Source organism: Sphaerisporangium sp. NPDC004334 (assembly GCF_053602655.1).
Genome location: NZ_JBSGDZ010000025.1, coordinates 109,763 through 135,655 on the forward strand (window position 1 = coordinate 109,763; position 25,893 = coordinate 135,655).

Genomic DNA, 25,893 nt, shown 5'->3' on the forward strand with positions numbered 1-25,893 from the left:
CCGCCGGGTCAGGCGGCGGCGCGGACGGCGTGGCCGATCTCGGCGCGCAACGCGGCGTACCGTGGCAGGCCGCGCAGCTCGTCGGGTTCCAGCCCGGTCCTCGGCAGGTCGACCTCGACGTCGAGGGCGACGCGCCCGGGGCGGGCGCTCAGCACGATGACGCGGCTGCCGAGGAACACCGCCTCGTCGATGCTGTGGGTGACGAACACCGAGGTGCGTCCGGTCTCGGCGCTCATCCGGCGCAGGTCCTCCTGCAGCCGCTCGCGGGTGAGGGCGTCCAGCGCGGCGAACGGCTCGTCGAGCAGCAGCAGCGGGTCGTCGCCGGCCAGGGCGCGGGCGATCGCGACGCGCTGCCGCTGGCCGCCGGAGATCTCCCAGACGCGGCGGGCGGCGACATCGTGCAGGCCCACCCGCCGCAGCAGCTCCCCAGCCCTTCGGGGGCGCTCCTGGCGGGGCACCCCGGCGTAGCGCAGCGCGAGCTCGACGTTGCCGCCGACGGTCTTCCAGGGGAACAGCCGCGGCTGCTGGAACACGACGCCGGCCCCCTTGCCGGGCACCGGCGCGGCGCCGGCGACGCGGACCGTCCCGGCGGTGGGCGGCTCGAAGCCGGCGACCAGCCGCAGCAGGGTGGTCTTGCCGCAGCCCGAGGCGCCGACCAGGACCAGGAAGGCGCCGTCGGCGACGGTCAGCGACAGCGGCCCGAGCGCGGCGACGGCGCTCGCGCCCCGGCCGTACACGTGCTCCACCTCGCGCACCTCCACGGCGGCGGCACGCTCGGAGGGGCGGGCGGTGTCCGGGGCCGCCGTGCCCGTGGCGTCAGGAGAGGGCATCGGGAAGCCCCTTGTTGTAGATGGCGTCGCCCACGGTCGCGAGGTCGGGCACCGCGTCGATCTTCTGCTGGGACTTCAGGAACTCCGCGGCGCTGAGCAGGTCGCGGGCGAGGCCGCCGGGCTTGCCGGGCGTGCCCAGCCACTCGGGGCCCGGCAGGTCGGCGGGCTTGAGGAAGACGCCGAGGTCGAGCTGGTGCCCGGCGTCGGCGGGGCTGATGTTGAGCTCGGCTCCGACGGCCGCCGCCGCGGCGGCGCGGTCGCTCGCGAGCAGGTCCAGCGCCCTGGCCTCGGCCTTACGCCAGGCGTCGACCGCGTCGGGGTGGGCCTGCGCGAACGCGGTGGACACCACGCCGAGGTCCAGGGTGGGCTTGCCCGCCGTGGCCAGCTCGCGGCTGGTGACCAGCACCTTGCCGTTCTTCTTCAGGGTGTCCAGCACCGGCAGCCACACGTAGGCGGCGTCGATGTCGCCGCGCGTCCAGGCCGCCAGGATGTCCTGCGGCTCCAGGTCGACGACGGTCAGCTCCGACTCGCGTACCTTGGCCCGGTCCAGGGCGGCGAGCAGGCTGTAGTGGGAGGTGGAGGCGAATGGGCTGGCCACCTTCTTGCCGCGCAGCCCGGCCACCGAGGTGACGCCGCTGCCGTCGCGGGCGACCAGGGCCTCGTTGTCACCGGCCACGTCCAGCACGAAGGCCACCTGGTAAGGGATGTTCAGCGGCGCCGACAGCCCGCGGGCCACCGGGCTGGAGCCGATGGCGGCGATGTCGACGCTCTTGGCGACGAACGCGGTGTTGATGTCGGCGCCGGAGTCGAACTTGGTCCAGGTGATGCGGTAGCCGGGCAGCGCCTCCTCCAGCCAGCGCTTGTTCTTCACGATGAGGTCGCCGCTGGGGAAGGCCTGGTAGGCCAGGCGGATGGTCTTGCCCGCCGCGGAGGCGCCGCCGCCGGGCCCGCCCGAGGCGGTGCCGTCACCGCAGGCGGCCAGCAGGCAGGCCGCCAGGGCGATCGCGGCGAGGGGCAGCAGGCGGCGCGGGCCTGTTCCGGTCATTTCGGGGGTTTCCTTTCAGGGCGCGGCTCAGGCGCGGCCGCGCCAGGGGATGAGCCTGTGCTCCAGCAGGCGCAGGGCGCCGTCGATCAGCAGGCCGGAGATGCCGATGGCGAGCAGCCCGAGCACCACGACGTCGGTCTGCAGGTAACGCTGGGCGTCGCGGACCATGCCGCCGATGCCGGGAACGCCGTTGATGGTCTCCGCCGCGACGACCGAGGAGTAGGCGATGCCCACGGCCAGCCGCACGCCGGTGAAGATCTCCGGCAGGGCGCTGGGCAGCACGACGTCGCCGATGACGTCCCGCCGCCGCGCGCCGAGGGCCCGCGCCGCCTCCACCAGCTCCCCGGGGGCGCCGTAGACGGCCGACGCGGTGGCGACGGCGACCGGCGGGAGCGCGGCGATGGTCAGCAGCCACAGCTTGGGGCTCTCGTCGATGCCGAACCAGATGACCAGCAGGCTGAAGTAGGCCAGCGGCGGCAGGGCGCGGACGAAGGTGACCACCGGCTCGGCCACCACGCGGATCCAGGACACGGTGCCCATGACCACGCCGAGAGCGAGCCCGGCCGCGACGCCGAGCACCGAGCCGATCAGGATGCGGCGCAGGCTGACCGCCAGGTGCTCCACGAGCAGGTGCCCGCTGTACCCCCGGACGCCGCCGTGGACGGTGGAGGTGAGCACGAGCTGGTCCCACACCGCCCTGGGCGGCGGGATGAAGGAGGGGTTGCGCATGGCGACGGCCACGAGCTGCCACAGCACCAGCAGGACCACCAGCGACAACAAGCGCGCGCCGAGCCGGCGCACCCGTCCCCGGCGAGCCTTCCGCGCGCCCGCCGACGGTCCGGGACCACGCTCCACGCCCGCGCCGCCGGTCCGGCCGGGACCGGACGCGCCCACGACATCGGAGCGAACGGACACCGACGAGCTCACCGGCTCCCCCACCGACAGACCAGCATCTTCATAGGTATTTCCTACCGTAAATACATGAATAGCGCAACGGTCTCGCCCGGCCCCGCGGTCAGGGCGCGATGCGCACCGGAAAGACCGCACGGCAGGACGGCGTCAACGCGGGACGGGCCGAGGTGTGCTCAGGAGTAGACGACGAGATCCATGGCGCTGGTGATGGGCCCACTGTCCGGGGAGCGGGCGGCGTCCTTCCTCAGGCGTTCGAGCCCCTCGGCGAACCGGTCGTCGCTCAGGCGGCGCAGCGGGCTGTGCGCACGCAGCGCCACCTGGCCGGCGAACGCGGCCAGGGTCGGCGCCGAGGTCTGGACGACCGTGTCGCGGCGCTCGGCGGCCATCCCGGCCCCTTCCAGCGCGCGCGTCAGGGCCGCCAGAGCACGGCCTCTCTCCTCGGCCAGGACGACGAGGTCGGGAAAGTAGGTATGGAACAGCGTCGTCCGCTCGGCGTCGTGGAAGGCGCCGCGGACGACGAACCGGCCCCCCGGGACCAGAACCCGGCGCACCTCGGCGGCGCACCGGTCGAAGTCCTCGATGTGGTGGACCACCTGGGAGGCCCAGATCGCCTGGAAGGCCCGGGACCCGCATGGGACGGCCTCGGCCCGGCCGCCCACCACACCGACGTCGGGGCCGGCCGCGGCCGCCGCGGCCGCGCGCATCTCCGCCGAGGGCTCGACGGCGACCACCCGTACGGAGAAGTGCCCGGCCAGCGCGCGGGAGAAGCGCCCCGTGCCCGCCCCCAGGTCGAGCACCGGGCCCCCGGAGACGGCGATGCAGGGCGCCACGGCGCGCATCCACACGGCCACCGTCTCCTCGGGAAGCCGGCGACCGTCCACGTAGTTGCGCGCCAGCTCGCCGCGGAAACGGATCACCGCCGCGCCCACCGCTGCAGGGTGGCCTCGACCTGGTCCTCCTCGGCCCGCGGGGAGACGCCCCAGTGGCGGTAGGCGTTGTTGAGCTTCTCGGTGAGCTTGGCGACCAGCTCGGGCTCGGGTTCGGGGGCGGAGTCGGGATCCACGAACAGCTGGGCGTAGCGGACGGTGTCCACGACGGCCGACTTGATCTGCTCGTGGGCCAGGTAGACCTCCATGTCGTGCTCCCAGCCGAGGATGTGCCCGGGGGGCATGGCGCGGGCCCACAGCTCGACGACGCGGTCGCGCTCGGCGCGCAGATAGCCCATCTTGTGCAGGTGCACGGCCATCTCGTAGACCGGATCACCCCAGAGGGCGAGCTCCCAGTCGAGGAAGACCGTCCGCCCGTCGTCCACGATCATGTTCTTGCGGTGGATGTCGGCGTGCACGCACACCAGGGGGCGGGCGGTCATGCCCGGCCACAGCGCCTCGGCGGCGGCCACCGGGTCCGCCGGGACCTTGAACGCGGAGTACAGCCAGGCGTACTCGGTGGCGAAGCTGGAGTACACCCACCGCGTCAGGTCCGACAGCCGGCGCCCGAACCCCTGGGTGTCCTCTCCCACCGGCCAGTCGGGCGGCAGGGACGGGAGCTTCTCGCGCGGGATCTCGGCCAGCTGGGTGAGCAGCCGGACGACGTCCCCGGGCACATGCCCGGGGACCGGGACGCCGCGGGGGGCGAGGTCGTTGAGCACCCGGCCGTGGATGAACTGGTGCACCTGGAAGAGCGGGGCCGCGGAGGTGTGCAGCAGCCGCGGCGCGTCGGCGACATAGGGCGCGATCGCCGGCAGGACCTCATCCTCGCGCCACAGGCGCAGGTCCATGACGTCCGCGCCGTCGATGGGGATACGAACGTTCACGGGCCCGTCGGGCGTGGGCACGCGGACGTTCTTGTTGTAGTAACCGGCGGCGGCGTCCAGGTGCGCCCGGGCGGTCTCGTACAGTTCCATCGTCATCGGTGTCCTCCCAGGACCGATTCGATCAGATCGGCCATGCGGGACTCCAGTGCCGGAAGCGAGTCGAGCGGCTCTATCCGGCCGCGCGCCTCATCGGCGGCCCGAGCCACCTGCTCGTCGGGCAGGTCGATGCGCTCGAGCGTCTGGTGCGCGGCCACGATCAGCGTGGGGTAGACCTCCGAGGCGATGAACTCCTCGGCCGCCCAGACCAGCGCCCTGGCCGCCCGCTCGGGCGAGCCCTGCAGGACGTGCAGCAGCGCGCGGAACAACTCGGCCCTGGCCCGGCCCGACCGGTAACCCGCCCGGTCGAGGTACTCGCAGGCCAGCGCGAAGGAGTCGGAGGACGCCCGCAGCTCGCCGAGGCGCATCTGCGCCAGGGCGAGCCCGGTGTAGGTCTTGCCGAGCTCGTGCAGCGCGGCGAGCTCCTGCTGCTGCGCGATCGCCTCGCCCGCCAGGCGCAGAGCCGCCGCCGGGTCGTCCCAGGCCGCCAGCTCGACCCGGTTGGTGGCGATGTTGGCCAACCCCACCACCGACCCCGACCGCGCGTAGCAGGCGTGGGCCTCCTCCAGCCGCACGGCGGCCTCGGCGAAGTCGAGGTGGAAACGGCGGCCGAGGTGCATCAGCCGCAGCACGTCACCGCGCAGCACCCAGTCGTCCTCGGGGGCGTCCCTCAGCACCTGCTCGGCCAGGGAGAACGCGGTGGCGAACCGGCCCTGCCACATGGGGACCTCGGCCACCCACAGCCCGGCGATCGGGCGGACCGGCCCCCGATGCCGCTCCCAGACGCGGGTGTAGACCCGGCCCGCCTCGGTGGTGTCGCCGGCGATGCGCATGGCGTGTGCCGCGGCCATCGCCAGCCGCGCCTGGGCCGTGCTGCCGACGGCGGGGGCCGGGCCGAGGTCGGCCAGCGCGGCGGCCTGCCCGGCGTCGCCCATGGTGATCGCGGCCTCGACGGCCAGACAGCGGGCGGCCTCCGCCAGCTCCCCGTGCAGGCCGAGTTCGGTCAGGTCGGCGAGGATGCCGTCGCCCGCCTGCTTGCCGCCGCGCCGGATGCTGCGGTCGGCGTAGTCCAGCAGGTCCTCGGCGCTCAGCGCCCCGGCGCGCACCCCGTGGTACACCGCCTCGCGCAGGGCCGTCCCGTCGCCCGCGGCGGCGCGGGCGTCCCAGGCGGCGCGCAGGTGGGCGTGCACCTCCCGGGTGGCTTCGGGGCTGAGCCGCGCCCGCAGCGCGACCACCATCAACTGGTGGAGACGCAGGCCGTGCTCCCCGGCGGGGTAGACGAAGGAGTAGGCGGTCAGCGACTCCCACGTGAAGCGGTCGGCGGGCAGGTCGTAAGCCTGGGCGAGGGTGTGGAAGATCTCGAAGTCGAAGGTCCTGGCGACGCTCAGCAGCTCCAGCAGCCGCACCTCGGCGGGGGCGACGTGGTTGAGGAACCGCTGCAAGATCTCCTCCATGGACACCGCCCGCGCGTTGCCCGCCTGGGTGTCCAGCGCAAGGTGCAGGTAGAAGGGCAGGCCCTGGGACGCCTGGGCGATGACGACGCCCTCGGAGATGCCGGCCTGCTGCAGCAGCTCCAGCCGGGCGTCCATCGGCAGCCCGTCCATCTTGCACTCGTTGACGATCTCGGCCCACTCGGGGTGGTGGACCTGCCAGCCGAGCGGCTCGCGGCTGCCCACGACCACCAGACCGCGATCGAGCTGGGCGATCAGGTCGCGCAGCCACGCGTCGGCGCTGGACACCCGCCCGGTCTTGACCGGGATGGGGACCAACGCCTCGTAGGCGTCGACGAAGACCACGCACGGCATGCCGCCGGAGGCGCGCAGATCCTGTGCGAACAGGTAGGTGACGGCGTCCAGCACGTCGGTGTTGGACAGCTCGTCCAGCCGCTGGAGGACCTCGTCGTCCTTGATCACCCGGCGGTGACGGACCGAGGAGCGCGCACGCTGGGCGAGTTTCAGCAGCCCGACCGCGGTGCCGAACACCGGCAGGCCGGAGGTCTCGTCGAGGATCGAGGTGAGGATCTCACTCTCGTCGGCGAACGGAAGCTCCGCCTGGCTGATCTTCAGGTGCGGATGCAGGCGCTGCCACAGGACGGCGTAGGCGATGTCGAAGTGGTCGAAGATCACGCCCTGCCGGCCGAGCTCCATGCGCAGGACCGCGAGGGCGTCCTCCTGCTGGCGCATGGCGGGGACCTGGAGGTCGAGCAGCGCGGTGCGGCAGCCCTCCTGCTCCGCCCGCTTCTTGAGCTCACGCAGCAGCCGCGACTTGCCGATGCCGCCGACGCCGGTCACGTTGAAGACCCGTGGGCCCCGCGCGTCCCCGCGGTCGCGCAATTCCCTCATGAACGCCTCAAGAACGTCCTCGCGGTCGACGAACCGCCTGTCGAGTGCGGCCACCCGCCGGAACCTCGGCTGCAGTGACATCCGGTCTCCTGGGGGAGGGAGTGAATACCAGGGTCCGCCCTTGGCGATGCACATCCTAACCGCCATTTCGCGGGTGGCGGCGTCCTGCGCATGTCACGAAATATCGGGAGGTGGCAAAGGTGGCCCGGATTCTCTGCGGGGCTGGTGGGCGGTCGGTTCGTTCGTGGTGGGTGCCGGTCTCCGGGGAATGGCGAAAGCGGGGGACACACGCGAATAGAGAGCGGCAAATCCGGAGAAGAGGGACGAATACCGCTTATTACGAATAAGCGGCAGTAGACACTATCGGTCGCATTCATCGGCGGGGACGGACGACGCCGGCCGGTCGGTCAGGGGCGGCCGGTCAGGGGCGGCCGGTCAGGGTGTCGTGCAGGCCGCGGACGGCCTCGGTGATCGGCTCCAGGGGGCCGTCGGCGGTCAGGCGCACCTGGTCGGCCACCGGCCGCCCGGCGCGGACCTGCTCGGCGATCTCCTCCAGCGACGCGGCCGTCCGGCTGACCGCCTGCGGCGAGGGCGCGTCCCGGCCGTGCTCGGTCAGGGCCGCCGTGGCCGCGGTCGCGTCGGCCACCCGCTCGAGCGCGGTCATCGCCGGCAGCCAGGTGGTGACGCGCCTGCTGACCACCGGCGGCTCTGTCAGCGCCCGCTGGAAGACCGTACGAAGGTCGGCCAGGGCGTCGAACGCCTCGCGGTGCAGCAGCGCGCACGGCGGGCCGCCTTCGAACGCGTGCCGCAGGTAGCGGGCCGTGGCGGCCACCGCGTCGGCGAACGGCGGCCCCACCGGCGCCTCCCAGCTCGCCGGCCAGGGCAGGTAGCCGAACACCAGCACGATGGCGCAGCCGATCAGGGTGTCCACCAGGCGGATCTCCGCCAGCCGCGGCCCCGCGCCGGTCAGAAGGTCGACCAGCAGCACGACCAGCGGCACCTGGAAGGTGGACATCAGCCCCCAGTTGCGCTGCTGGCCGTAGGGCAGGAGCGCGGCGAACAACGCCAGGGGGATGAGGATCCCGGGCCCGTAGGGCACCACGAACAGCACCAGGGTGCCGAGCATCGCGCCCACGACCGTCCCGATCCCCCGCTGCACCGCCCGGGCGAAGACCGAACCGAAGTCCGGCTTGAGCACCAGCGCGACGGTGAGCATGACCCAGTAGGACCGCTCGATCCAGTGCAACTCGCTCAGCGCGGCGGCCACCCCCATGCACAGCGCGAGCCTGACCGTGTAGACCCGGGCGAGGTGCCCGTACCGCAGCCGCTGCCAGAGCCGGCCGATCCTCGCGCCAGGGCCGGCCGCCTCGCGGACCGGCTCCTGGCCGGAGGGGACCTCGCTCCCTGACAGCAGCTCCACGGTGTCGTTCACCGCCGCGCACACCGCCCGCAGTGCGGGCGAGACGGCCTCCAGCCGCTTCGGCCGGCCGGCGGTCCCCTCACCGGCCAGCGCGCCGGCGATCGAGGCGACAGCCTGCGCGATCTCGGGCGCCGGCTCGCGCCCCTCCTCGATGAGCGAGATCAGGGCGTTGCGGACGCGGATGGCCTGGTTGAGCAGAGCGACCAGGCGGGTGCGCTCCCGGTCGGGGCCGAGCGCCGCCGACCGAGCGCCGAGCACGGTGTCGTAGGCCTTCTTCAGCGCGGCGTCGAAGGCGGTCAGAGCCTCGGCCCTGCCGGTGTGCCAGCGCTCCAGCAGGCAGGCGAGCGCCCGGTAGGCGCCGGCGACGGCCGATTCCTCGGCGGCGCGGGGACGCAGCGGCCAGCCTGCGACCGACAGCACCATCGCCCAGGCCGCGCCGGCGGCGTAGGCCGACGCCCCGGTCACCGGCCCCTGGGGGAAGGACACGCCGAGGCCGAGCACGGTCATCACCAGCGACTGCAGCCCGCCCAGGGACCCGGCCGCCCCCGAGACGCTGACCAGCGCGGACAGCACCGACACCGCGACGGCCACCAGGACCGTCCACCAGCCGAGGCCGCGTGCGGAGTGGCCGATCATGTACCCGGCCGACCCGCCGCACGCGGCGCCGGCGATGCGGATGACCCGGGCGCGGTAGGAGCCGCCCCGGTCGGCCAGCGCCGCCGCCATGGCCCCCATCGCGGGCAGCAGGCCCAGGGTGAGCCGCCCGGCGGCCAGGGTCGCGACCAGGGGGCCGGTGACGGAGGCCGCCACCCGCGCCATCGCCGCCCAGTCCGGCCGCGCCGGAGCGGGCCGGACCGTCTCCACCAGCCAGCCGGGAGCCGCGCCGGCCAGCCGGTCGGCGGGATGCCGGAAGAGCGAGGACAGCGAGAACACGGGCCGGGGACGCGTTCAGCGCACCAGCTTGTCCAGGCGGATCGGCAGGTCGCGGATCCGCACCCCGGTGGCGTGGTGGACGGCGTTGGCGATGGCCGCGGCGGTGCCGACGATGCCGATCTCACCGATGCCCTTGGAGCCCATGGGGTTGAGGTGCGGGTCGTCCTCCTCCAGCCAGAACGCCTGGACGTCGCGCACGTCCGCGTTGGCCGCGATGTGGTACTGCGCCAGGTCGCGGTTGAGGTAGTCGCCGAACTCGCGGTCCATGATGCTCTCCTCCAGCAGAGCCATCGACAGCCCCATGGTCATGCCGCCGATGAGCTGCGAGCGCGCGGTCTTGGGATTGAGGATGCGGCCCACGGCGAACACGCCGAGCAGGCGCGGCACGCGGGTCTCCCCCGTGTCGGCGTCGACGGTCACCTCGGCGAACTGCGCGCCGAAGGCGTGGCGGGCGTACCGCTGCCGGCCGCGCACCTCCTGGGTGGTGTCGGCCGTGGCCTCGAGCCCACCGGCCGGGACGGCGCCGCCCACGGCCGAGAGTCGTTCCCTGAGCGCCTCGCACGCGCGCACCACGGCCGTCCCCCACGAGGCGGTGCCCATGGACCCGCCCGCGACCGCGGCGCGGGGCAGCGCGCTGTCGCCGAGCTCCACCGTGACCAGGCCCGGCGTGGAGCCCAGGGCGTCGGCCGCGATCTGGGTCAGCACGGTGCGCGCGCCGGTGCCGATGTCGGCGGCGGCGATGCGCACCGTGTACCGGCCGTCGGGTTCGGCCCGGGCGCTCGCCGACGAGGGGGCGCGAAGGGCGGGGAAGGTGGCGGCGGCGACGCCGGTGCCGACCAGCAGCCTTCCCCGGCGCCGCATGCCCGGGCGCGGGTCGCGTCCGGCCCAGCCGAAGCGCCGGGCCCCCTCGCGCAGGCAGCCGACCAGGTTCCTGGAGCTGAACGGCAGCCCGCTGTGCGGATCGGCGGCCGGCTCGTTGCGCACCCGCAGGTCGATCGGGTCGACGCCGCAGGCGATGGCCAGCTCGTCCATCGCCGACTCCAGCGCGAACATGCCCGGGCACTCGCCGGGCGCGCGCATCCACGAGGGGGTCGGCACGTCCAGCCGCACCAGGCGGTGGGTGGTGCGGCGGTGCGGGGCCGCGTACATCGTGCGCGAGGGCACCGCGGCCTGCTCGGCGAACTCGGCGAGGGCCGAGCTCTGCTCGAAGACGTCATGGGTGAGGGCGACCAGCCGCCCGTCGGGCTCGGCGCCCAGCCTCATCCGCTGGATGGTCGGGGTGCGGTAGGCGGTGGCCGCGAACATCTGGCGCCGGGTGAGGGCCATCTTGACCGGCCGGCCGACCTGCTTGGCGGTCAGGGCGGCGAGGATGACGTGCGGGTGCACCTTGGCCTTGGAGCCGAACCCTCCGCCGACGTAGGGCGACACGACGTGCACGTGGGCGGGCGGCATGCCGAACAGCGAGGCCAGGGTCGCGCGCAGCCCGGTGACGTTCTGGGACGGCTCGTGGACGGTCAGCCCGTCGCCGTGCCACTCGGCGACCGTGGCGTGCGGCTCCATGGGGTTGTTGTGCTCGGCCGGGGTGCTGTACACCTCGTCCACCACGACGGGCGCCGAGGCGAGAGCGGCGTCGGGGTCGCCCTGCTCGGTGTCGGTGGGGTGGCCGGCGTTGACGGCGTCGGGCCGGTACATCTTCGGGTGGTCGGCGCGCAGGCCGACGTCGTGCTCCTCCGGCGCGTACTGCACGTGCAGCGTTCGCGCCGCCTCACGGGCGTCCTCCAGGGTCTCGGCCACCACGACGGCGATGTACTGGCCGCGGTAGGACACCCGCCGCGACTGCAGGACGGCCAGATCCTCGTCGGAGGTCGCCAGCCGGGGCGCGTTGCCGTGCCAGATGGCCGCGACCACGCCGGGGCGCTTGAGCATGGAGTCCACGTCCACCTGGACGACCTCGCCGCGGGCGATGGCGGCCTCGACCGGCACGGCGTGCAGCAGGTCGGCCGGGCCGTGGTCGTAGGCGTACATGGCGCTGCCGGTGACCTTCGCCAGGCCGTCCACGCGGTCGAGGGCCTCGCCCACGTGGCGGGCGCCCGTGACGGGCGGGGCGGCGGTCATGGCCGGGCCGCCAGATCGGCCAGCACGCGCACCATCAGGTTACGGGCCAGCGGCACCTTGTAGCCGTTGCGCGGCAGCGGGCGCGCCCGCTCCAGCTCGGCGCCCGCGGCCTGGATGAACGCCTCCTCGGTCGCGGGCCCGCCCCGCAGCGCGGCCTCGGCGGTCTCGGCCCGCCACGGGACGTGCGCGACGGCGCCCAGGGCGATGCGGCAGTCGCGCACCACTCCCCCGGCGCCGCCGTCCACCTCCAGCGCCGCCGCGACCGACACCGAGGCGAAGGAGAACGACGCCCGGTCGCGCGCCTTGCGATAGGCCGAGCGGGCGGCCATCGGCAGCGCGGGCAGCTCCACCGCCGTGATGAGCTCGCCGGGCGACAGGACGGTGTCGCGTGAGGGGTCGTCATCGGGCAGCCGGTGCAACCCGGGCATGGGCACCTGACGCGCCCCGGCGGGCCCCTCCACGTGGACCAGCGCGCCGAGCGCCGCCAGGGCGACGGCCATGTCGGAGGGATGGGTGGCCACGCAGCTCTCCGAGTGGCCGAGGATCGCCAGGTTGCCGTGCTCGCCCTCACGGGCCGGGCATCCGGTGCCGGGGCTGCGCTTGTTGCAGGGCTTGGTGACGTCCTGGAAGTAGGAGCAGCGGGTGCGCTGGAGCAGGTTGCCACCCGCGGTCGCCATGTTGCGGAGCTGGCCGGAGGCCCCGGAGAGCAGCGCCTCGGCGAGCACCGGGTAGCGGCGGCGGACCACGGGGTGGGCGGCGAGGTCGCCGTTGCGCGCGCCGGCGCCGATGCGCAGGCCGCCGCCGGGGGTCTCCTCGATGGCGGTGGAGACGGCGCGGGTGACGTCGATGAGCGTGCCCGGTGCGGCGACGCCGAGCCGCATGAGGTCGACCAGGTTGGTGCCGCCGGCCAGGTACATCACGTCCGCGTCCGCGCCTGCCGCGGCCACGGCGGAGGCTACGGTGGGCGGGCGCTGGTAGGCGAAGGGTCTCATCGCGCGACCTCCGCCGACCGGGCCACCTCGGCGATGGCGGCGACGATGCCCGGGTAGGCGCCGCACCGGCACAGGTTGCCGCTCATCCGCTCGCGGATCTCCTCCTCGTCCAGGGTCACCGGGCCGCCGGCCCCGGCGGCGTCGCGGGCGCTGACCAGGCTCGGCCGTCCCTCCGCCGCCTCGGCGAGCATGCCCGCCGCCGAGCAGAGCTGCCCGGGAGTGCAGAAGCCGCACTGCAGGGCGTCGTGCTCGACGAAGGCCCGCTGCAGCGGGTGGACGGCGCCGGAGGCGGCGAGCCCTTCGACGGTGGTGACGGCGCCGTCGTCCACCGACACCGTCAGCGTCAGGCACGACACCACCCGCCTGCCGTCCACCAGGACCGTGCAGGCGCCGCACTGGCCGTGGTCGCAGCCCTTCTTCGCGCCGGTCAGGCCCAGGCGCTCCCGGAGGGTGTCCAGCAGTGACTCCCTGGTGTCGGCCGTGATCGGATATAGCCGGTCATTGACACGAAGCTGGAGATCGGCGGTGATCGGGACCGGGGCCGGGTCCTCGCCGGGCGTATTGGCTTGGCCTTTCACCCGCGCTTCCCTACCCCCGGACATGTCACGGTTATCCCAAGGGCGGCCCATCATTGCCCGTCCCGGTCCCCGGCCGGGCAATGCGGCCCCCGGGCGGGTCGGCCGGCGGGGACGGAGCGGACCCCGGTTGGCACGCGGACGGCACCTGGGGTGAAATAGGTGTGCTCTTTACCGTTGAAAGGCGCGGCCGCGCCGCCCGATCGAGGAGGTCATCCGGTGGGCACATCGGCGCGCCAGGGCCGCGGCGAGCACGACCAGCGCGACCGGCCCGACGCCGTCGGCGCCCGCATGCGCCGCTTCCGCAAGGAGCGCGGCATGACGCTGCGCGGGCTGTCCACCCGCTCGGGGCTGTCGATCGGCTTCCTGTCGCAGGTCGAGCGGGGCATCTCCTCCATCGGGCTCACCGCGCTGAACGGCGTCGCCGCGGCGCTCGACCACAGCGTCGCCGACTTCTTCGACGACGAGCAGCAGCCGGGCGACGACCGCGCGGACATCGCCCGGCTTCCCTCCCACTTCACGCTCACCCGGGCCTCGACGGCGGCCACCGAGTACGTCTCCGGCCAGCAGACCTACCGCATGCTGTCGGCCCGCGGGCCGCACCTGGTGCTGGAGCCGCTGCTGGTGCACATCGCCCCCGGGGGGCGGCGCGAGGACGCCTACGGGCACGCGGGCGAGGAGTTCGCCTTCGTGCTGTCGGGCGAGCTGCTGTACGAGGTGGACGGCGTGGAACACCGGCTCTACCCGGGCGACAGTGTCCACCTGCGCTCCACCGTGCCGCACGCCATGTACAACGACACCGACGCGGTCACCACGGTGGTCTCGGTGGTCACCCCCCGGCTGTTCTGACCGGCTGTTTCCGCCCGGCAGGACGCCTCGGCCTCACCCGTTCACCCGGAGGGCAAGGTGTTACGTGGGACGAAAACCGGTGAACATCCGTGCCGGAGTCACATGCGGGTGCGGGCGGACCACAGCTCGGGGAACACGTCGCGGCGCAGGCTGCGCTCCAGCCAGGTGAGCCCGCTGGAGCCGCCCGAGCCCGGCTTGGCGCCCATCGAGCGGCGCACGGCCATCAGGTGCCGGTAGCGCCAGTCGGAGAACCTCTCGGACAGGTCGGTGAGCGTCTCGGCGAGGGACCACAGCTCCTCCCCCGGGCCGTGCTCGGCGTAGACCCGGACCCAGGCGTCCTCCACCAGCGGGCTCGGGACGTACTCCTGCGCCGGGTCGCCGGGCGGGGGGATCTCGAACCCGCGCCTGGCGAGCAGGGCGAGCACGCTGTCGTACAGGCTGGGGCGCCGCAGGGCGTCGACCAGTTCCTTGTACACCGCCGGGCTGCGGCGGTGCGGGCGGGTCAGCGGCTCCGACTTGTTGCCCAGCAGGAACTCCAGGTGCCGGTACATGGCCGACTGGAACCCCGAGGCCTCGCCCAGCGCGTCGCGGAAGGCGTTGAACTGGGCGGGCGTGAGCCAGCTCAGCGCCGCCCAGGAGGCGTTGAGCGCCTCGAAGTAGCGGACGCTGCGGGCCAGCACCGCCGTCGCCCCCACCACCTCGTCGTCGTCCAGCAGCCGCTGCGCGAGCCACCACTCCGACCGGATCAGCCCGAAGTACAGTTCCATCACCTGGGTCGTCACCAGGAAGGCGCGCTCCTCGGGCACGTCGGTGACCGTCCGCTGGAGCCCGTGCAGCGCCTGCGCCGCCACATAGTGGTCGTAAGGGGTGCCGTCGGCGAACTCCAGGGTGGGCGCCACGTGCTCGGCCGCCTGCGCAGGGGCACGCAGGCGCCCGGCCAAGGATCTCACCCGGGCGCCTCCGGCCCGCCGTCTGCTCGTCATCCCAACTCCTCAGTTCACCTCCATGTTCACTTATATAGAATTCCAGTGAAATGATGACTCGATAGCGATTCGCCCCTTCCGCCTTCGGAACGGAAGGCGGAAGACGGTTTCCGGTTTGCGAATGACGGAGCGTGACCGTGGACGCGATGGACTGGGCCCTGGTGGCCGAACTGCAGGCGGACGCACGACTGTCCTACAGCGAGCTGTCCCGGCGGGTGCACCTGTCGGCCCCGGCGGTCGCCGAGCGGGTGCGCCGGCTGGAGGAGACCGGCGTGATCGCCGGCTATCACGCCAGGATCGACCCCTCCCGCGCCGGCCGCAAGGTCAGCGCCCTGATCCGCATGTCCTGCTATGGAGTGCGGTGCGTGCTGCGCGACAAGCAGGCGCTCGCCTGGCCGGAGATCGTCGAGGTGCACCGGGTCACCGGGGACACCTGCTGCCTGCTGCGCGTCGCCGCCACCTCGATGACGGCCTTCGAGGAGCTCATCGACCGCCTGGCCCCCTACGGGCAGCCCTCCAGCATGATGATGCTCTCGAGCCCCCTGCCCTGGCGCGCGCTCGCTCCCGCCGACGAGTGACCTCCCGGCGCCGGCGGGCCGTTCCCTCCGTTGCCCGCTGCGCCCCCGTTCGGCCCCGTGCCCGATGCGCCCCCCGTTCGCCCTTGAGGCCCGTGCCCCCCCGGAGCCCCGTGCGACCGCGGTGCCTGGCCCGCCGCCGTACCGGCCGGCTCGCGCGATGACATCGTGACCCTCCGCGATGGTAAGGTCACGGTAAGCGCACGGTCATGGTCGGCTCACGAGACTTAGGCAGGCTCATGCAGGCTTTCACACTGCCCGATTTCTACATGCCGTATCCCGCCCGGCTGAACCCGCACCTCGAGCGCTCCCGCGCCCACAGCACCGCCTGGGCGCGCGGCATGGGCATGCTCGACGCGCCGCGGCCCGGCGGCGGCCTCATCTGGGACGAGGCCGCGCTCGCCCAGATGGATTACGCGCTGATGTGCGCCTACACCCACCCCGACTGCGACGGCGCGACGCTCGACCTCATCACCGACTGGTACGTCTGGGTGTTCTTCTTCGACGACCACTTCCTCGAACTGTTCAAGCACTCCCGCGACCTGGCGGGCGCCAAGGCCCACCTCGACCGCCTCGAGCTGTTCATGACCGCCGAGGGCGAGACGCCGCCCGAGCCGGCCGACCCCGCCGAGGCCGGGCTGAAGGATCTTTGGGCGCGCACGGTGCCGGCCATGTCGCCCGACTGGCGGCGGCGCTTCACCACCAGCACCCACAACCTGATGGTCGAGTCCATGTGGGAGCTGAACAACATCGAGCTGGGCCGCGTCGCCAACCCCATCGAGTACGTCCAGATGCGGCGCAGGGTCGGCGGGGCGCCCTGGTCGGCCGACCTGGTCGAGTACGCCGCGCGGGCCGAGATCCCCGCCCACCTCGCCGGCACCCGGCCGATGAAGGTCCTGTCCGACACCTTCTCCGACGCGGTGCACCTGCGCAACGACCTGTTCTCCTACCAGCGCGAGGTTCAGGAGGAGGGCGAGAACTCCAACGCGGTGCTGGTCTTCGAGCGCTTCTTCGACTGCCCCACGCAGGAGGCCGCCGAACTGGTCAACGACCTGCTGACCTCCCGGCTCCAGCAGTTCGAGACCACCGCGCTGACCGAGGTGCCCGCCCTGCTCGCCGAGCGGGCGGCGCCCGCCCACGAGCAGGCCGCGGTCGCCGCCTACGTCAAGGGCCTGCAAGATTGGCAGTCCGGCGGCCACGAGTGGCACGCCCGCTCCAGCCGCTACATGAATGAGGGCGCCGCCGGCGGCCCGGTCCCCGGCGTCCCGCCCGGCCCGTCCGGGCTCGGCACCTCGGCGGTGTGGTCGCTGCTGCCCACGCTGCGACTCGGCGCCGACCTGCGCTCCCGCCAGCACCTGTCTCCGCCGTTGCGCCCCGTGGGGCACCTTGACCTGCCCGCCTTCCACATGCCGTTCGCGTTCCGCACGAACCCGCATCTGGAGGCCGCGCGGCGCCACGGGGCCGACTGGGCGCGGCGCATGGGCATGTTCGACTCCCTCCCCGGCATCTCCGCCGGCGCGCTGTGGGACGAGCGGCGCTTCCTCGGCTTCGACTTCGCGCACTGCGCGGCGATGATCCACGCCGACGGCACGCTGGAGCAGGTCTGCCTGTCGTCCGACTGGCTGGCCTGGGGCACCTACGGTGACGACTACTTCCCCCTGGTCTTCGGCGTCCCCCGCGACCTGCCGGCGGCGCGGCTCTGCCACGAGCGGCTCGGGTCGTTCATGCCGGTGGACATGAGCGAGACCCCCGAGCCGTCCGGCGCGCTCGAGCGCGGTCTGGGCGACCTGTGGCGGCGCACCGCCTCCGGCATGGACGCGCGCGGGCGGCGGCGGTTGCGCGCCGCGGTGGAGGACATGACCGGCAGCTGGGTGTGGGAGGTGGGCAACCAGGCCCTGAACCGCGTCCCCGACCCGATCGACTACGTCGAGATGCGCCGCAAGACCTTCGGCTCGGACATGACGATGAGCCTGGCCCGGCTCGCCCACATCGACGTCGTGCCCGACGAGGTGTACCAGACACGCGTGCTGCGCGAGCTGGACACCGCCGCCCAGGACTACGCCTGCTTCACCAACGACCTGTTCTCCTACCAGAAGGAGATCGAGTTCGAGGGGGAGGTCCACAACATGGTGCTGGTGGTCGAGCGCTTCCTCGGCGTCGACCGCTGCCGGGCCCGCGACATCGTGGCCGACCTGATGACGGCGCGCATGCGGCAGTTCGAGCACATCGTCGCCCACGACCTGCCCGCCCTGCTGGACGACCTCGCCCTCGGCGAGCGGGCGCGGCAGATCCTCGTCGAGCACGCCGAGTCCCTCAAAGAGTGGATGTCCGGCATCCTCGAATGGCACCGCCGCTGCGCGCGCTACACCGAAGCCGAACTACGCACCCACGGCTCCGCCACCGCGCCCCGCTCGCCCGCCCCCTTCGCCGCACCCCTCACGGGTGCCTCCCTCACCGCTCCCCCGACGCATGCCCTCCTCACCGCCGCCCCATCGCATGCCTTCGTCACCGCCGCTCCCGCGCAGGTCACCGCCGGCGCTCCCCAGCCGTCCGCCCCAGAGGTATGGCGGGCCATGCCCCCCACCGGCCTCGGCACCTCGGCGGCACGCCTCACCCCACAGGGACCACCGGAAACGGCCCCCGACCGCTGACCACGGCGACCACGACACCCGGCACCGTCATCACCACCCCGCGAGCCGCGTGAACCGCCGGGCGAGTCGTGAGGGACCATCGGGCAGGTCACGGCGGTAGGTCATGGTGCATGGCCGGGCGGTTCATGGAGAACCGCCCGGCACGGGGTCACAGATGGATCAGGCTGCCGTGGTGGTCGATCTGGTCGGCGGTCTCGTCGTCGAACCACAGGCCGGCGGTCGCCAGGTAGCGGAACCGGTGGACGCCCTGGGGCAGGATCACCGAGACGGTGCGCAGGCCGTTGTGGCGGCGGCGCAGCTCGTGACGCCCCGGGCACCAGTCGTTGAAGTCGCCGACGACGCTGACCACGCCGTAGGGCCGGTCGGCGGGCAGACAGAAGGTGACGCGGGTCTTACGGCCGAAAAGCAGGTTGCGCTTGAGCATCGGGGGGTCCTCCGGGTTGTGACACCCCCAGCTTGGCGCACCCCCACACCCTCATCACACGGACACGCCGCACGTAACACACTGTTCACCCTCAGATCCCCGCACTCTCCCCCTCCACCCGGCCGTGCGCGGCACCCTCACAACCGCCCCACCGACCCCGAACCCACAAGCAACGTGACCATCCACGGCCAACCGTCCTCATGCAGGGAGCGATGGCCACGAACCTGCCTACGGCAGGGCCGGTCGTCGATGACCGGGCCAAGCCAGGATCGGTCATCGCTACACGGTCTCAGGGCCGGGTTCGGGCGGGCAGATGGTCGGCGAGATGGTCTGCCACGGCGTGCCAGATGGGGGCGTCGGGGTCGATGACGGCGAAGTGGTCGCCCGGCCGTTCGACATGGACGGCCTCCGGGCCGGCCGCGCGCGCGTACCTGCGGCCGATGTCCACCAGGTCGGGATCGTCATCGGTTCCCTGGACGACAAGGTGCGGCACACCCAGCGGCAGCCGGGCCAGCGGGCTCGCGGCGGCGTACACCTCGGGCAACTCGTGCGCGTCCCCGCCGAGCGCGGCGGCGACCGCTCCGACGCCCATGCGCCGCCGGTCCGCCTCCACCAGGTCAAGCACCCCGGCCAGCGACACGGCGAACGCCACCCGCGGTTCCCGTGCCCCCCTGCCTACCGCCCACTCCCCCACGCCCCGCTTCCCTGGGACCGGTTCTGCCATGTCCAGGTCTGGCACATCCGGCATGTCCATGCCGGGCCGGCCGGGAGCCGCCTGGCCGAGTGGGGCGGATCGGGCCGCGTCGGCCGCGAGGCGTAGGGCGAGCTGGCCGCCGGCCGAGTGGCCGAGGACCACGACGCGGTCGAGGTCCAGCGGGACGCCGAGCGCCGTCAGCGCCGCCAGCCCGCTCGCCACGTCCCGCGTGGTGGCGTCCCATCCGTGCAGGTCAGGTCGGCGATACTCCAGGTTCCACGTGGCGTACCCCCGGCGGGCGAGGTCGATCGCGAGCGCGTCCATCAGGTCGGCCTGCCAGATGGACCTCCAGTACCCCCCATGCACCAGCACCGCCACCGGCGGCAGCCCCCCGGCGGACCGGCCCACGGAGCCCATGGACGACGATGGCGACCCGTCGGCGGCGGAGATGGCCGCGTTCACGGAAGACGACAGCGACCCGCCGGCGGAGGAGACGCCGGTGTCCGCGGGCCAAGGTGCAGGACCGGCCACGGAGGACGGTAGCCGAAGTTCTCCCCACTGGTCGGGATGGTCCCCGTACGGGATGCGAACGGCCGGCGTCCGAAGCCGGTGCACGGCGTGGCGGATGGCCCATGTCAGACCCCACACTCCCCGGCCCTGAAGGTGAGCGGCCCCGCCGGCGGCCTGAAGCGGGCCCACGCGGGCGAGATCGAGCCACACCGTCCGAGGGGAGCATGCCGGTGGAGCGTCGATGAGCCGCCGGGCGTCCGGATCAGGGCCGGGCATCGCGACGACGGCCTGATCGTCGCCCGTGGCGTCCAACTCGGCACGGAAAGAGGCGACGTCGGCCGCGACCACCAGGCGCCCCTCGACACCGAGCGCGGCGAACTCCCGCGCCGCCATGTCCTCCAGCAGCCCGGCGTCCGCCAGGACGCCCGGCCCGATCAGAATGTGCACGCGCACGCGCCGGCCTCCCCACAGCCCCCGAAGGCCCGGCGAGTGGCCGCCCGGACCGCGCCCAGCCTATCGAGGCGGTCCCTCCCACCGACGGCCGGTCGTCCGGTGATCGCGTCGATGAGGAACACCACGGTTCTTCCCCGTTCGATGGTCGCCGGTCGGTTCGAACGGCGCTCCGGGTGGAGCACGATGGCAACGTCGGCGAGTTCGTTCCAGCGCTCACCAGGTCCGCCGCCGGGACAGCCGTGGCGCGACTACGAGTGACACAGCGGAACAGTCATTGAGGACCTCCACCGTTTCCTCACGGAAGGCGTGTCGGGGTCAGGTGCTGGTCAGAGCGGGGAGCGGTTGAGGAGGGGGAGGACTTCGGCGCCGAGGAGGCGGACGCCGTGCTCGTCGTCGAGGCCGTGGGGGGTGCCGAACTCGACCCTGTGCGCGCCGGCGTCGATCAGCGCCTGGGCCTGGGCCGCCACCTGCTCGGGCGTGCCGGAGAAGGCGAACAGATCGAGGATGTCGTCCGGGATCAGCTCGCCGGCCGCCCGGTCCTCCCCCGCCGCGACCAGGTCTCGCACTCGGACGAGCAGGTCGTCGGGGATCTCGGCGGTCGGGTCCAGTTCCGCGACCACGGCCAGGTACATGGCGACCTCGGTGCGGGCTCTGGCCCGGGCGGCGGCGCCGTCGGTGTCCACGACGGTGACCGCGCCGAGCACGACGCCGACCTCGCCGGGGTCGCGTCCGGCCGCCTCGGCGCCGGCGCGCACCCGGTCGCGGATCACGGGCACCATCGCCGGGTTGGCGCTGCCGCCCACCTTGATCTCCTCCGCGATGCGCCCGGCCAGCGCGGCCCCCTTCGGGCCCCAGGTGCCGAGCAGGAGCGGCGGCCGTGCCCGCTGGACGGGGTAGCGCAGGAGCGTACCCGCCTCCAGGCGGAACACCTCGCCCTCGTACCCGGTGTCGTCGCCGCCGAGCAGCCGGTAGACCACCTCGGCGGCCTCGGCGAGGGCGGTCAGCGGCCGGGGCTGGGCGATGCCGACCGCGCCGAGCCAGGTGCCCCGGGCCAGGCCGAGATAGGCACGGCCGGCCGAGGCGAGGTCCAGGGCGGCGATCTGGCCGGCGATCTCGTAGGGGGCCAGGGAGTAAGGATTGAGGCAGGCGGGACCGAGCCGCACGCGCCGGGTGGCCGCCGCCATCTCCAGCAGCGGGTACAGCGGGGGCTGGTACATCAGGTCGCCGAACACGCTCAGCACGTCGAACCCGTGCTCCTCGGCCACGCGCGCCAGCCGCGCGTAGTCGCCCGGCCGTTTGTCACTCTGCAACCCGAGGCCGATCTCGGCGGGTCTCATGGCAACCTCTCCCTTCTCCTCCAGGACCGTGCGCCGTGTCTCCTCCGAAACCATGCGCCGTGCACGGGGCCGCCACCGCGACGCGCACCGCCGCCAGGACGCGCACCGCCGCCGCGACGCGCAGCGCCGCCGGGACGCGCTCGCGCCTTCGGGCGGTTCAGGTCAGGTCCGCGGAGTTCATGCGGCGGCGGCGGGTTCGTTCGACGCGCATCACCAGGCGTTCCTCGGGATCGGGGCAGGCGAACAGCGTGTCCTTCGCCAGCCAGTCCCCGGCGGCGAGGTCGCGCTGCTTGGCGGCGAGGAAGGGCAGCACCGCGGCCAGCGCGTAGACGCAGAAGTGCTCGCCGTCGGGCAGACGCAGGTGCGCGCTCTGTTCGAGGTCGAAACGGTCGCCCACTCGCATGCCGCAGACCGATCTGCCGTCGATGCGGTCGACCACGACCCGCAGGTCGTACAGCTCCATATCGCCCTCGGCCGCCCCGTCAGGCCCATCGGGCGCCACGCCGAGCTCCTCGGGCGCAGTGATGAACCCCTCGGGTGCCGCGCCGGGCGTCTCGTCCGGGGGCGCGTCGTCGCCATCGGCGGGGAGCTGGTCATTCATGTGGAGGACTCCAGGACGCGCGGGGGTGAGGGACGCGGCTCATCAGGGGTGGACCGTCGCGCGGTCTTCGCGGACGATCCGGCCGCCTTTCATCACCCAGTGGACGCCCCGGAACGCCGAGGCGGTGCTCAGGGGGTCGTCGTCCATCGCGATGAGGTCGGCGTACCGGCCGGGCTCGACGGTGCCGAGGTCGTCGTCGGCGCCGAGCCAGCGGGCCGGTTCGAGCGTGGCGGCCCGCAGCGCGCCGGCCGGGCCGAGACCGGCCTCGGACATGTGCTCCAGCTCCCTGACCGTGGCGTTGGTGCCCTCGAACGGCCAGAACGGGGGCATGTCGCTGCCGAGCATGACGGTCACGCCGGCCGCGAGGGCCATGGCGTAGCTGTCCAGGTGGCGGGGTCCGGCGGCCAGCGCGCGGCACTGCATCCATTCAGGGACGCCGAGCTCGTCGAAGAACTCCTTGCACCGCGTGACGAGCAGTGTGGGGACCAGTGCGGTGCCGCGGGCGGCCATGGCGGCGGCGACGGCGGGGGTCAGTTCGTAGCCGTGCTCGACGCAGTCCAGCCCGAGCTCGACGGCCTGGGCGATGACGGCCGCCGGGCCGGCGTGCGCGGTGACCTTGCGGCCCCAGGCGTGCGCCGTGTCGAGCACCGCGGCCATCTCGTCGGCGAACAGCTGGGGGGTGTCGATGCGCTCGTGCTCACCGGCGATGCCGCCGGAGATCATGACCTTGATGAGGTCGGCGCCGGCCTTGATCTGGCTGCGCACGCCGCGGCGGAAGGCGTCGGGCCCGTCGCACTCGAGGGTGTCGCCGCCCTCGTGCCCGTGGCCGCCGGTGCACACCAGGGCCCGTCCGGCGGTGTAGACGCGCGGCCCGGTCGCGCGGCCTGCTTCGATGGCCCGGCGCAGGGCGAAGTCGGCGTGGTCCTTCTCGGCGACGCAGCGCACCGTCGTCACCCCGCACGCGAGGGTGCGGCGGGCGCCGTCGGCCATGTACAGGGCCAGGTCGTGCGGTCCCATGCCCTTGACGTCGTCGCCTCCCTGGCCCGGCAGCGACAGCGACAGGTGGGTGTGCATGTTGATCAGGCCGGGGGTGAGGTAGGCGCCGTCGAGGTCGAGGACGGGCACGCCGGGGATGCCGCGCAGGATCTGCGCGCGGGATCCGACGGCGAGGACGCGCTCACCGCGGACGTGCACCGCCGCATCGGGCAGGGCCTCGGCACCGCCCGCCGCCCGCCCGTGCACGACGGTGCAGTTGACGATGACCACCTCGCCCATCGGCCGGCCTCGATCCATGAGAGGAACCGCTGTTCATGAACAAGAGCACAGCCTGTTCACTCGGTAATATAGCGGCCCGACCCGTAAAAACCGAGTTCACCTCACTTTTTCGGTCCCGACGTTCATGAAATTTCAGAGACCTGTGGCCGGTCTCAGCCGCAGCCCTCGAACTGCGGGACGGTGAAAGTCAGGGCCAGCCCCGACTTGGCGAACCACTTCTGCAGCAGCCGCTTGGCCGTGCCGTCCTGGTACATCTCGGTGATCGCCTTGTTGACCGCCTCGCAGCCGTCGATGTCGCCGGTGCGGATGCCGATGCCGTACCGCTCGTCGCTGAACGGCGCGTTGACGATCTTGGTGCCGGAGGTGGCGAACCCGGTCAGGATCAGGTCGTCGGTCGAGACGGCGTCCACCTTGCCCGCGCGCAGGTCCTCGACGCACTCGCTGTAGGAGGCCGAGGGCACCAGCGTCACGGGGATCTTGCGCTCCTCCTTGACCCGGCGCCAGGAGTTGGACCCGGTCACCTGGCACAGCTTGCGGTCGCGCAGGTCGCGCACGTTGTCCACGCCGCTCTGGTCGGCCCGCACCAGCGTGTCCTGGTGCGCCACGTAGTACGGGCCGCCGAAGGACACCTTGGTCTTGCGCTCGGCGGTGATGGAGTAGGTGGCGACGACCAGGTCGACCGCCAGATTCGTGATCATGTTCTCGCGCTGGGCGGACGGCGCGGTGACGAACCGCACCTGCTTGCCGAGCTTGCGGGCGACGTAGGTGGCGACGTCGACGTCGAACCCCGAGTAGGCGCCCCCGGCGCCCTTGACCCCGAGGTTCGGCTGGTCGGCCTTCACCCCGATCACCAGGGAGTCCTTGTCGAGGATGGAGGTGCCTGCCGCGCAGGAGGCGGCCAGCGGGACGAGCGCCGCCACGGCCGCCAGCGCGGCGGCGGCGCGGCGGAACCCGCCGTGCGCGCGCGTGGAAGTGAGCGTGACCATCAAGGGGTTCCCTTCAGCGGTACTCGGCGAGCCGGGGCCGGACACCGATGAGGACCATCAGGATGGCGGCCAGGGCGGCCGCGGGAGGCACCCAGTTCCACCCGCCGAGCGCCCCGTCGCCCTCGCGCACCGCCGACTCGAACGCCTGGCGGTGCAGCGCGGTGAGCTTGACCAGGGCGTCGTCGTAGGAGGCGAAGGCCGGGCCCATGGCCTGGCCGACCGCCGCGCGCCGCGAGCCGGACGTGGCGAGCTGCCGGATGCGCTGGTCGTTGTGCTGGAAGGCCTGGTAGCGCTGGAGGACCTGGTCGAACGCCGGCCGCTGCGGGGCCAGGGACAGGCCCGCGGCCTCCGCCCCGAAGAACCCGAGGAAGTCCTTCTTGCCGCCGGAGACGCGGTCGTTCACCGCGGCGTAGTACTTGTCGAGGTTGCCGGCCGGGACGTAGAGGACGGCCTGCGACTTGTCCAGGTACACCTGCTCGTAGGTGTCGGCGCGTTCGGGGTCGAGCAGGTAGCGGCTCTCGTCGCCGTGCAGCGTGTTGCCGATGGCGCGGGCCCGCGAGAGCGCGAGGACGGAGTTGAAGCCGTCCTCCTTGGCGTCGCGCAGCACGTCGCCCTCGTGCTGGAGGACGGCGAACGCGGCCACGGTCAGCGCGGCGACCACGACGGTGGCCACCAGCGCGGGCACGTTGAACGTGCGGCGGAAGCCGCGGCTCAGATAGACCTGCAGCACGATGAGCGCCAGCAGCGCCAGCCCTCCGGTGACGCCCACCCAGATGCGCCCCTGCTGGACGGCCGACAGCTCGGCCAGGTAGGCGTGCCGGACGATGGTGCCGCTGTCCAGGGTCAGGTTGTAGGCCTTGGGCAGCAGGTCCAGCCGCATGAGGTCGGTCGCCTGGCGGTAGACGTCCAGGACGGCCTGGGGCGGCGGCCCGGCGGCGTGGCCGGACTGCTCGTCCAGCAGCAGCGCGCGGGCGGCCAGCCGCTCGTAACGGCCGAGCCCGTCCAGCAGGGCCTGCACGGTCATCTGCTCGGTGGCGTCACCGCTGGCGAGGTCGGCCGCCTGCAGCACGGCGCGGTCGGCCTGCGAGCGACGCTCGTCGTAGCGGTCGAGCATGGTCTGGCGGCCGGGCCCGAGGGCGGACTCGCGGCCGGTGAGCAGCACGGAGGCGACCTGTGCGTCCATGTCGCTGAGCGCGAAGTACAGGTCGGCGGTGGTGACGACCTGCGGGCCGGCGGTGTGGCCGATGACGCGCAGACCGTCCCTGGCGTGGCCGACTCCGATGCTGACGGTCGCGAAGACCAGCAGGACGGCGGCGACGGCGAGCCCGGTCAGCAGGCGGATCCACCCGGGGACGGTGCGCACCCGCAGCAGGCGGCGCAGCGCCGGGGTGCCGGCGGCCGGGCCGGCCCGCCCCCCCGCGGGGCCCCACGCCGGCGACCTGCACCTGGACATGGCGGCGACCGCCGTGAACCAGGTCCGCG

21 protein-coding genes are annotated in these 25,893 nt (G+C 73.3%); 3 read left to right on the top strand and 18 right to left on the bottom strand.

Annotated features, from left to right (window positions below; translation table 11 throughout):
- Positions 1 to 8 precede the first annotated feature (8 nt).
- The 10 genes from ACWEN6_RS29785 to ACWEN6_RS29830 all read right to left on the bottom strand — a co-directional run bounded on the left by ACWEN6_RS29785 (position 9) and on the right by ACWEN6_RS29830 (position 13,028).
- Positions 9 to 830 carry an ABC transporter ATP-binding protein gene (locus ACWEN6_RS29785; protein WP_452574795.1) on the bottom strand — a complete coding sequence of 274 codons (822 nt, stop codon included), beginning with the start codon at positions 828 to 830 and terminating at the stop codon, positions 9 to 11.
- Positions 817 to 1,875, bottom strand: coding sequence for a taurine ABC transporter substrate-binding protein (locus tag ACWEN6_RS29790; RefSeq protein WP_354846778.1), 1,059 nt, complete (start codon positions 1,873 to 1,875; stop codon positions 817 to 819). Before ACWEN6_RS29790 ends, ACWEN6_RS29785 begins: the two co-directional genes overlap by 14 nt.
- A gap of 27 nt (positions 1,876 to 1,902) precedes the next feature.
- Entirely contained in the window at positions 1,903 to 2,790 is an 888-nt protein-coding gene (locus tag ACWEN6_RS29795) for an ABC transporter permease (RefSeq protein ID WP_452574797.1), read from the bottom strand.
- 170 nt (positions 2,791 to 2,960) lie between these two features.
- A complete protein-coding gene (locus ACWEN6_RS29800; protein ID WP_452574799.1) occupies positions 2,961 to 3,716 on the bottom strand; it encodes a class I SAM-dependent methyltransferase in 756 nt (251 codons plus the stop codon).
- Positions 3,701 to 4,696, bottom strand: a complete 996-nt coding sequence (locus ACWEN6_RS29805) for an aminoglycoside phosphotransferase family protein (protein WP_354846786.1) — start codon at positions 4,694 to 4,696, stop codon at positions 3,701 to 3,703. Before ACWEN6_RS29805 ends, ACWEN6_RS29800 begins: the two co-directional genes overlap by 16 nt.
- On the bottom strand, positions 4,693 to 7,119 hold the full coding sequence (locus ACWEN6_RS29810; RefSeq protein ID WP_354920885.1) for an ATP-binding protein: 2,427 nt from the start codon (positions 7,117 to 7,119) through the stop codon (positions 4,693 to 4,695). The genes ACWEN6_RS29805 and ACWEN6_RS29810 overlap by 4 nt, the downstream gene beginning before the upstream one ends.
- Before the next feature lie 340 nt (positions 7,120 to 7,459).
- The gene (locus ACWEN6_RS29815; protein ID WP_354920888.1) at positions 7,460 to 9,391 is read right to left on the bottom strand and encodes an FUSC family protein; all 1,932 of its coding nucleotides are present in this window, start codon (positions 9,389 to 9,391) and stop codon (positions 7,460 to 7,462) included.
- Positions 9,392 to 9,406: 15 nt separating this feature from the next.
- On the bottom strand, positions 9,407 to 11,506 hold the full coding sequence (locus ACWEN6_RS29820; protein ID WP_354920891.1) for a xanthine dehydrogenase family protein molybdopterin-binding subunit: 2,100 nt from the start codon (positions 11,504 to 11,506) through the stop codon (positions 9,407 to 9,409).
- Positions 11,503 to 12,498, bottom strand: a complete 996-nt coding sequence (locus tag ACWEN6_RS29825) for an FAD binding domain-containing protein (RefSeq protein ID WP_452574801.1) — start codon at positions 12,496 to 12,498, stop codon at positions 11,503 to 11,505. The genes ACWEN6_RS29820 and ACWEN6_RS29825 overlap by 4 nt, the downstream gene beginning before the upstream one ends.
- The gene (locus ACWEN6_RS29830) at positions 12,495 to 13,028 is read right to left on the bottom strand and encodes a (2Fe-2S)-binding protein (protein ID WP_354921009.1); all 534 of its coding nucleotides are present in this window, start codon (positions 13,026 to 13,028) and stop codon (positions 12,495 to 12,497) included. Before ACWEN6_RS29830 ends, ACWEN6_RS29825 begins: the two co-directional genes overlap by 4 nt.
- 264 nt (positions 13,029 to 13,292) lie before the next feature.
- Here ACWEN6_RS29830 and ACWEN6_RS29835 point away from each other — a divergent pair, with 264 nt between their 5' ends.
- Positions 13,293 to 13,922, top strand: coding sequence for a helix-turn-helix domain-containing protein (locus ACWEN6_RS29835; RefSeq protein ID WP_354846797.1), 630 nt, complete (start codon positions 13,293 to 13,295; stop codon positions 13,920 to 13,922).
- 98 nt (positions 13,923 to 14,020) lie between these two features.
- Here ACWEN6_RS29835 and ACWEN6_RS29840 read toward each other — a convergent pair whose 3' ends face one another.
- Complete coding sequence (locus tag ACWEN6_RS29840) at positions 14,021 to 14,905, bottom strand: tryptophan 2,3-dioxygenase (RefSeq protein ID WP_354920897.1); 885 nt, start codon at positions 14,903 to 14,905, stop codon at positions 14,021 to 14,023.
- A 146-nt stretch (positions 14,906 to 15,051) separates the two neighbouring features.
- On the opposite strand from ACWEN6_RS29840, the gene ACWEN6_RS29845 reads away from it, so the two are divergent.
- Complete coding sequence (locus tag ACWEN6_RS29845) at positions 15,052 to 15,483, top strand: Lrp/AsnC family transcriptional regulator (protein WP_354846988.1); 432 nt, start codon at positions 15,052 to 15,054, stop codon at positions 15,481 to 15,483.
- Between the two features lie 236 nt (positions 15,484 to 15,719).
- On the top strand, positions 15,720 to 18,131 hold the full coding sequence (locus tag ACWEN6_RS29850; RefSeq protein WP_452574802.1) for a terpene synthase family protein: 2,412 nt from the start codon (positions 15,720 to 15,722) through the stop codon (positions 18,129 to 18,131).
- Positions 18,132 to 18,279: 148 nt separating this feature from the next.
- Here ACWEN6_RS29850 and ACWEN6_RS29855 read toward each other — a convergent pair whose 3' ends face one another.
- The 7 genes from ACWEN6_RS29855 to ACWEN6_RS29885 form a co-directional block, all read right to left on the bottom strand.
- Positions 18,280 to 18,555, bottom strand: a complete 276-nt coding sequence (locus ACWEN6_RS29855; RefSeq protein ID WP_354846805.1) for an isoamylase early set domain-containing protein — start codon at positions 18,553 to 18,555, stop codon at positions 18,280 to 18,282.
- Between the two features lie 289 nt (positions 18,556 to 18,844).
- Positions 18,845 to 20,212: an alpha/beta hydrolase gene (locus tag ACWEN6_RS29860; RefSeq protein ID WP_452574804.1), complete on the bottom strand. Its 1,368-nt coding sequence runs from the start codon at positions 20,210 to 20,212 to the stop codon at positions 18,845 to 18,847.
- Positions 20,213 to 20,538: 326 nt separating this feature from the next.
- Positions 20,539 to 21,549, bottom strand: a complete 1,011-nt coding sequence (locus ACWEN6_RS29865) for an LLM class flavin-dependent oxidoreductase (RefSeq protein ID WP_452574807.1) — start codon at positions 21,547 to 21,549, stop codon at positions 20,539 to 20,541.
- Positions 21,550 to 21,706: 157 nt separating this feature from the next.
- Positions 21,707 to 22,150: a TIGR04076 family protein gene (locus ACWEN6_RS29870; protein ID WP_452574809.1), complete on the bottom strand. Its 444-nt coding sequence runs from the start codon at positions 22,148 to 22,150 to the stop codon at positions 21,707 to 21,709.
- A gap of 42 nt (positions 22,151 to 22,192) precedes the next feature.
- Positions 22,193 to 23,425 (bottom strand): amidohydrolase family protein, encoded by a 1,233-nt coding sequence (locus tag ACWEN6_RS29875; protein ID WP_452574811.1) that lies wholly within the window; start codon positions 23,423 to 23,425, stop codon positions 22,193 to 22,195.
- A gap of 152 nt (positions 23,426 to 23,577) precedes the next feature.
- On the bottom strand, positions 23,578 to 24,411 hold the full coding sequence (locus ACWEN6_RS29880; protein WP_354920912.1) for a glutamate ABC transporter substrate-binding protein: 834 nt from the start codon (positions 24,409 to 24,411) through the stop codon (positions 23,578 to 23,580).
- A 13-nt stretch (positions 24,412 to 24,424) separates the two neighbouring features.
- Positions 24,425 to 25,893, bottom strand: a 1,469-nt coding sequence (locus ACWEN6_RS29885) for a hypothetical protein (RefSeq protein ID WP_452574813.1), incomplete at its 5' end; no start/stop codon positions are given.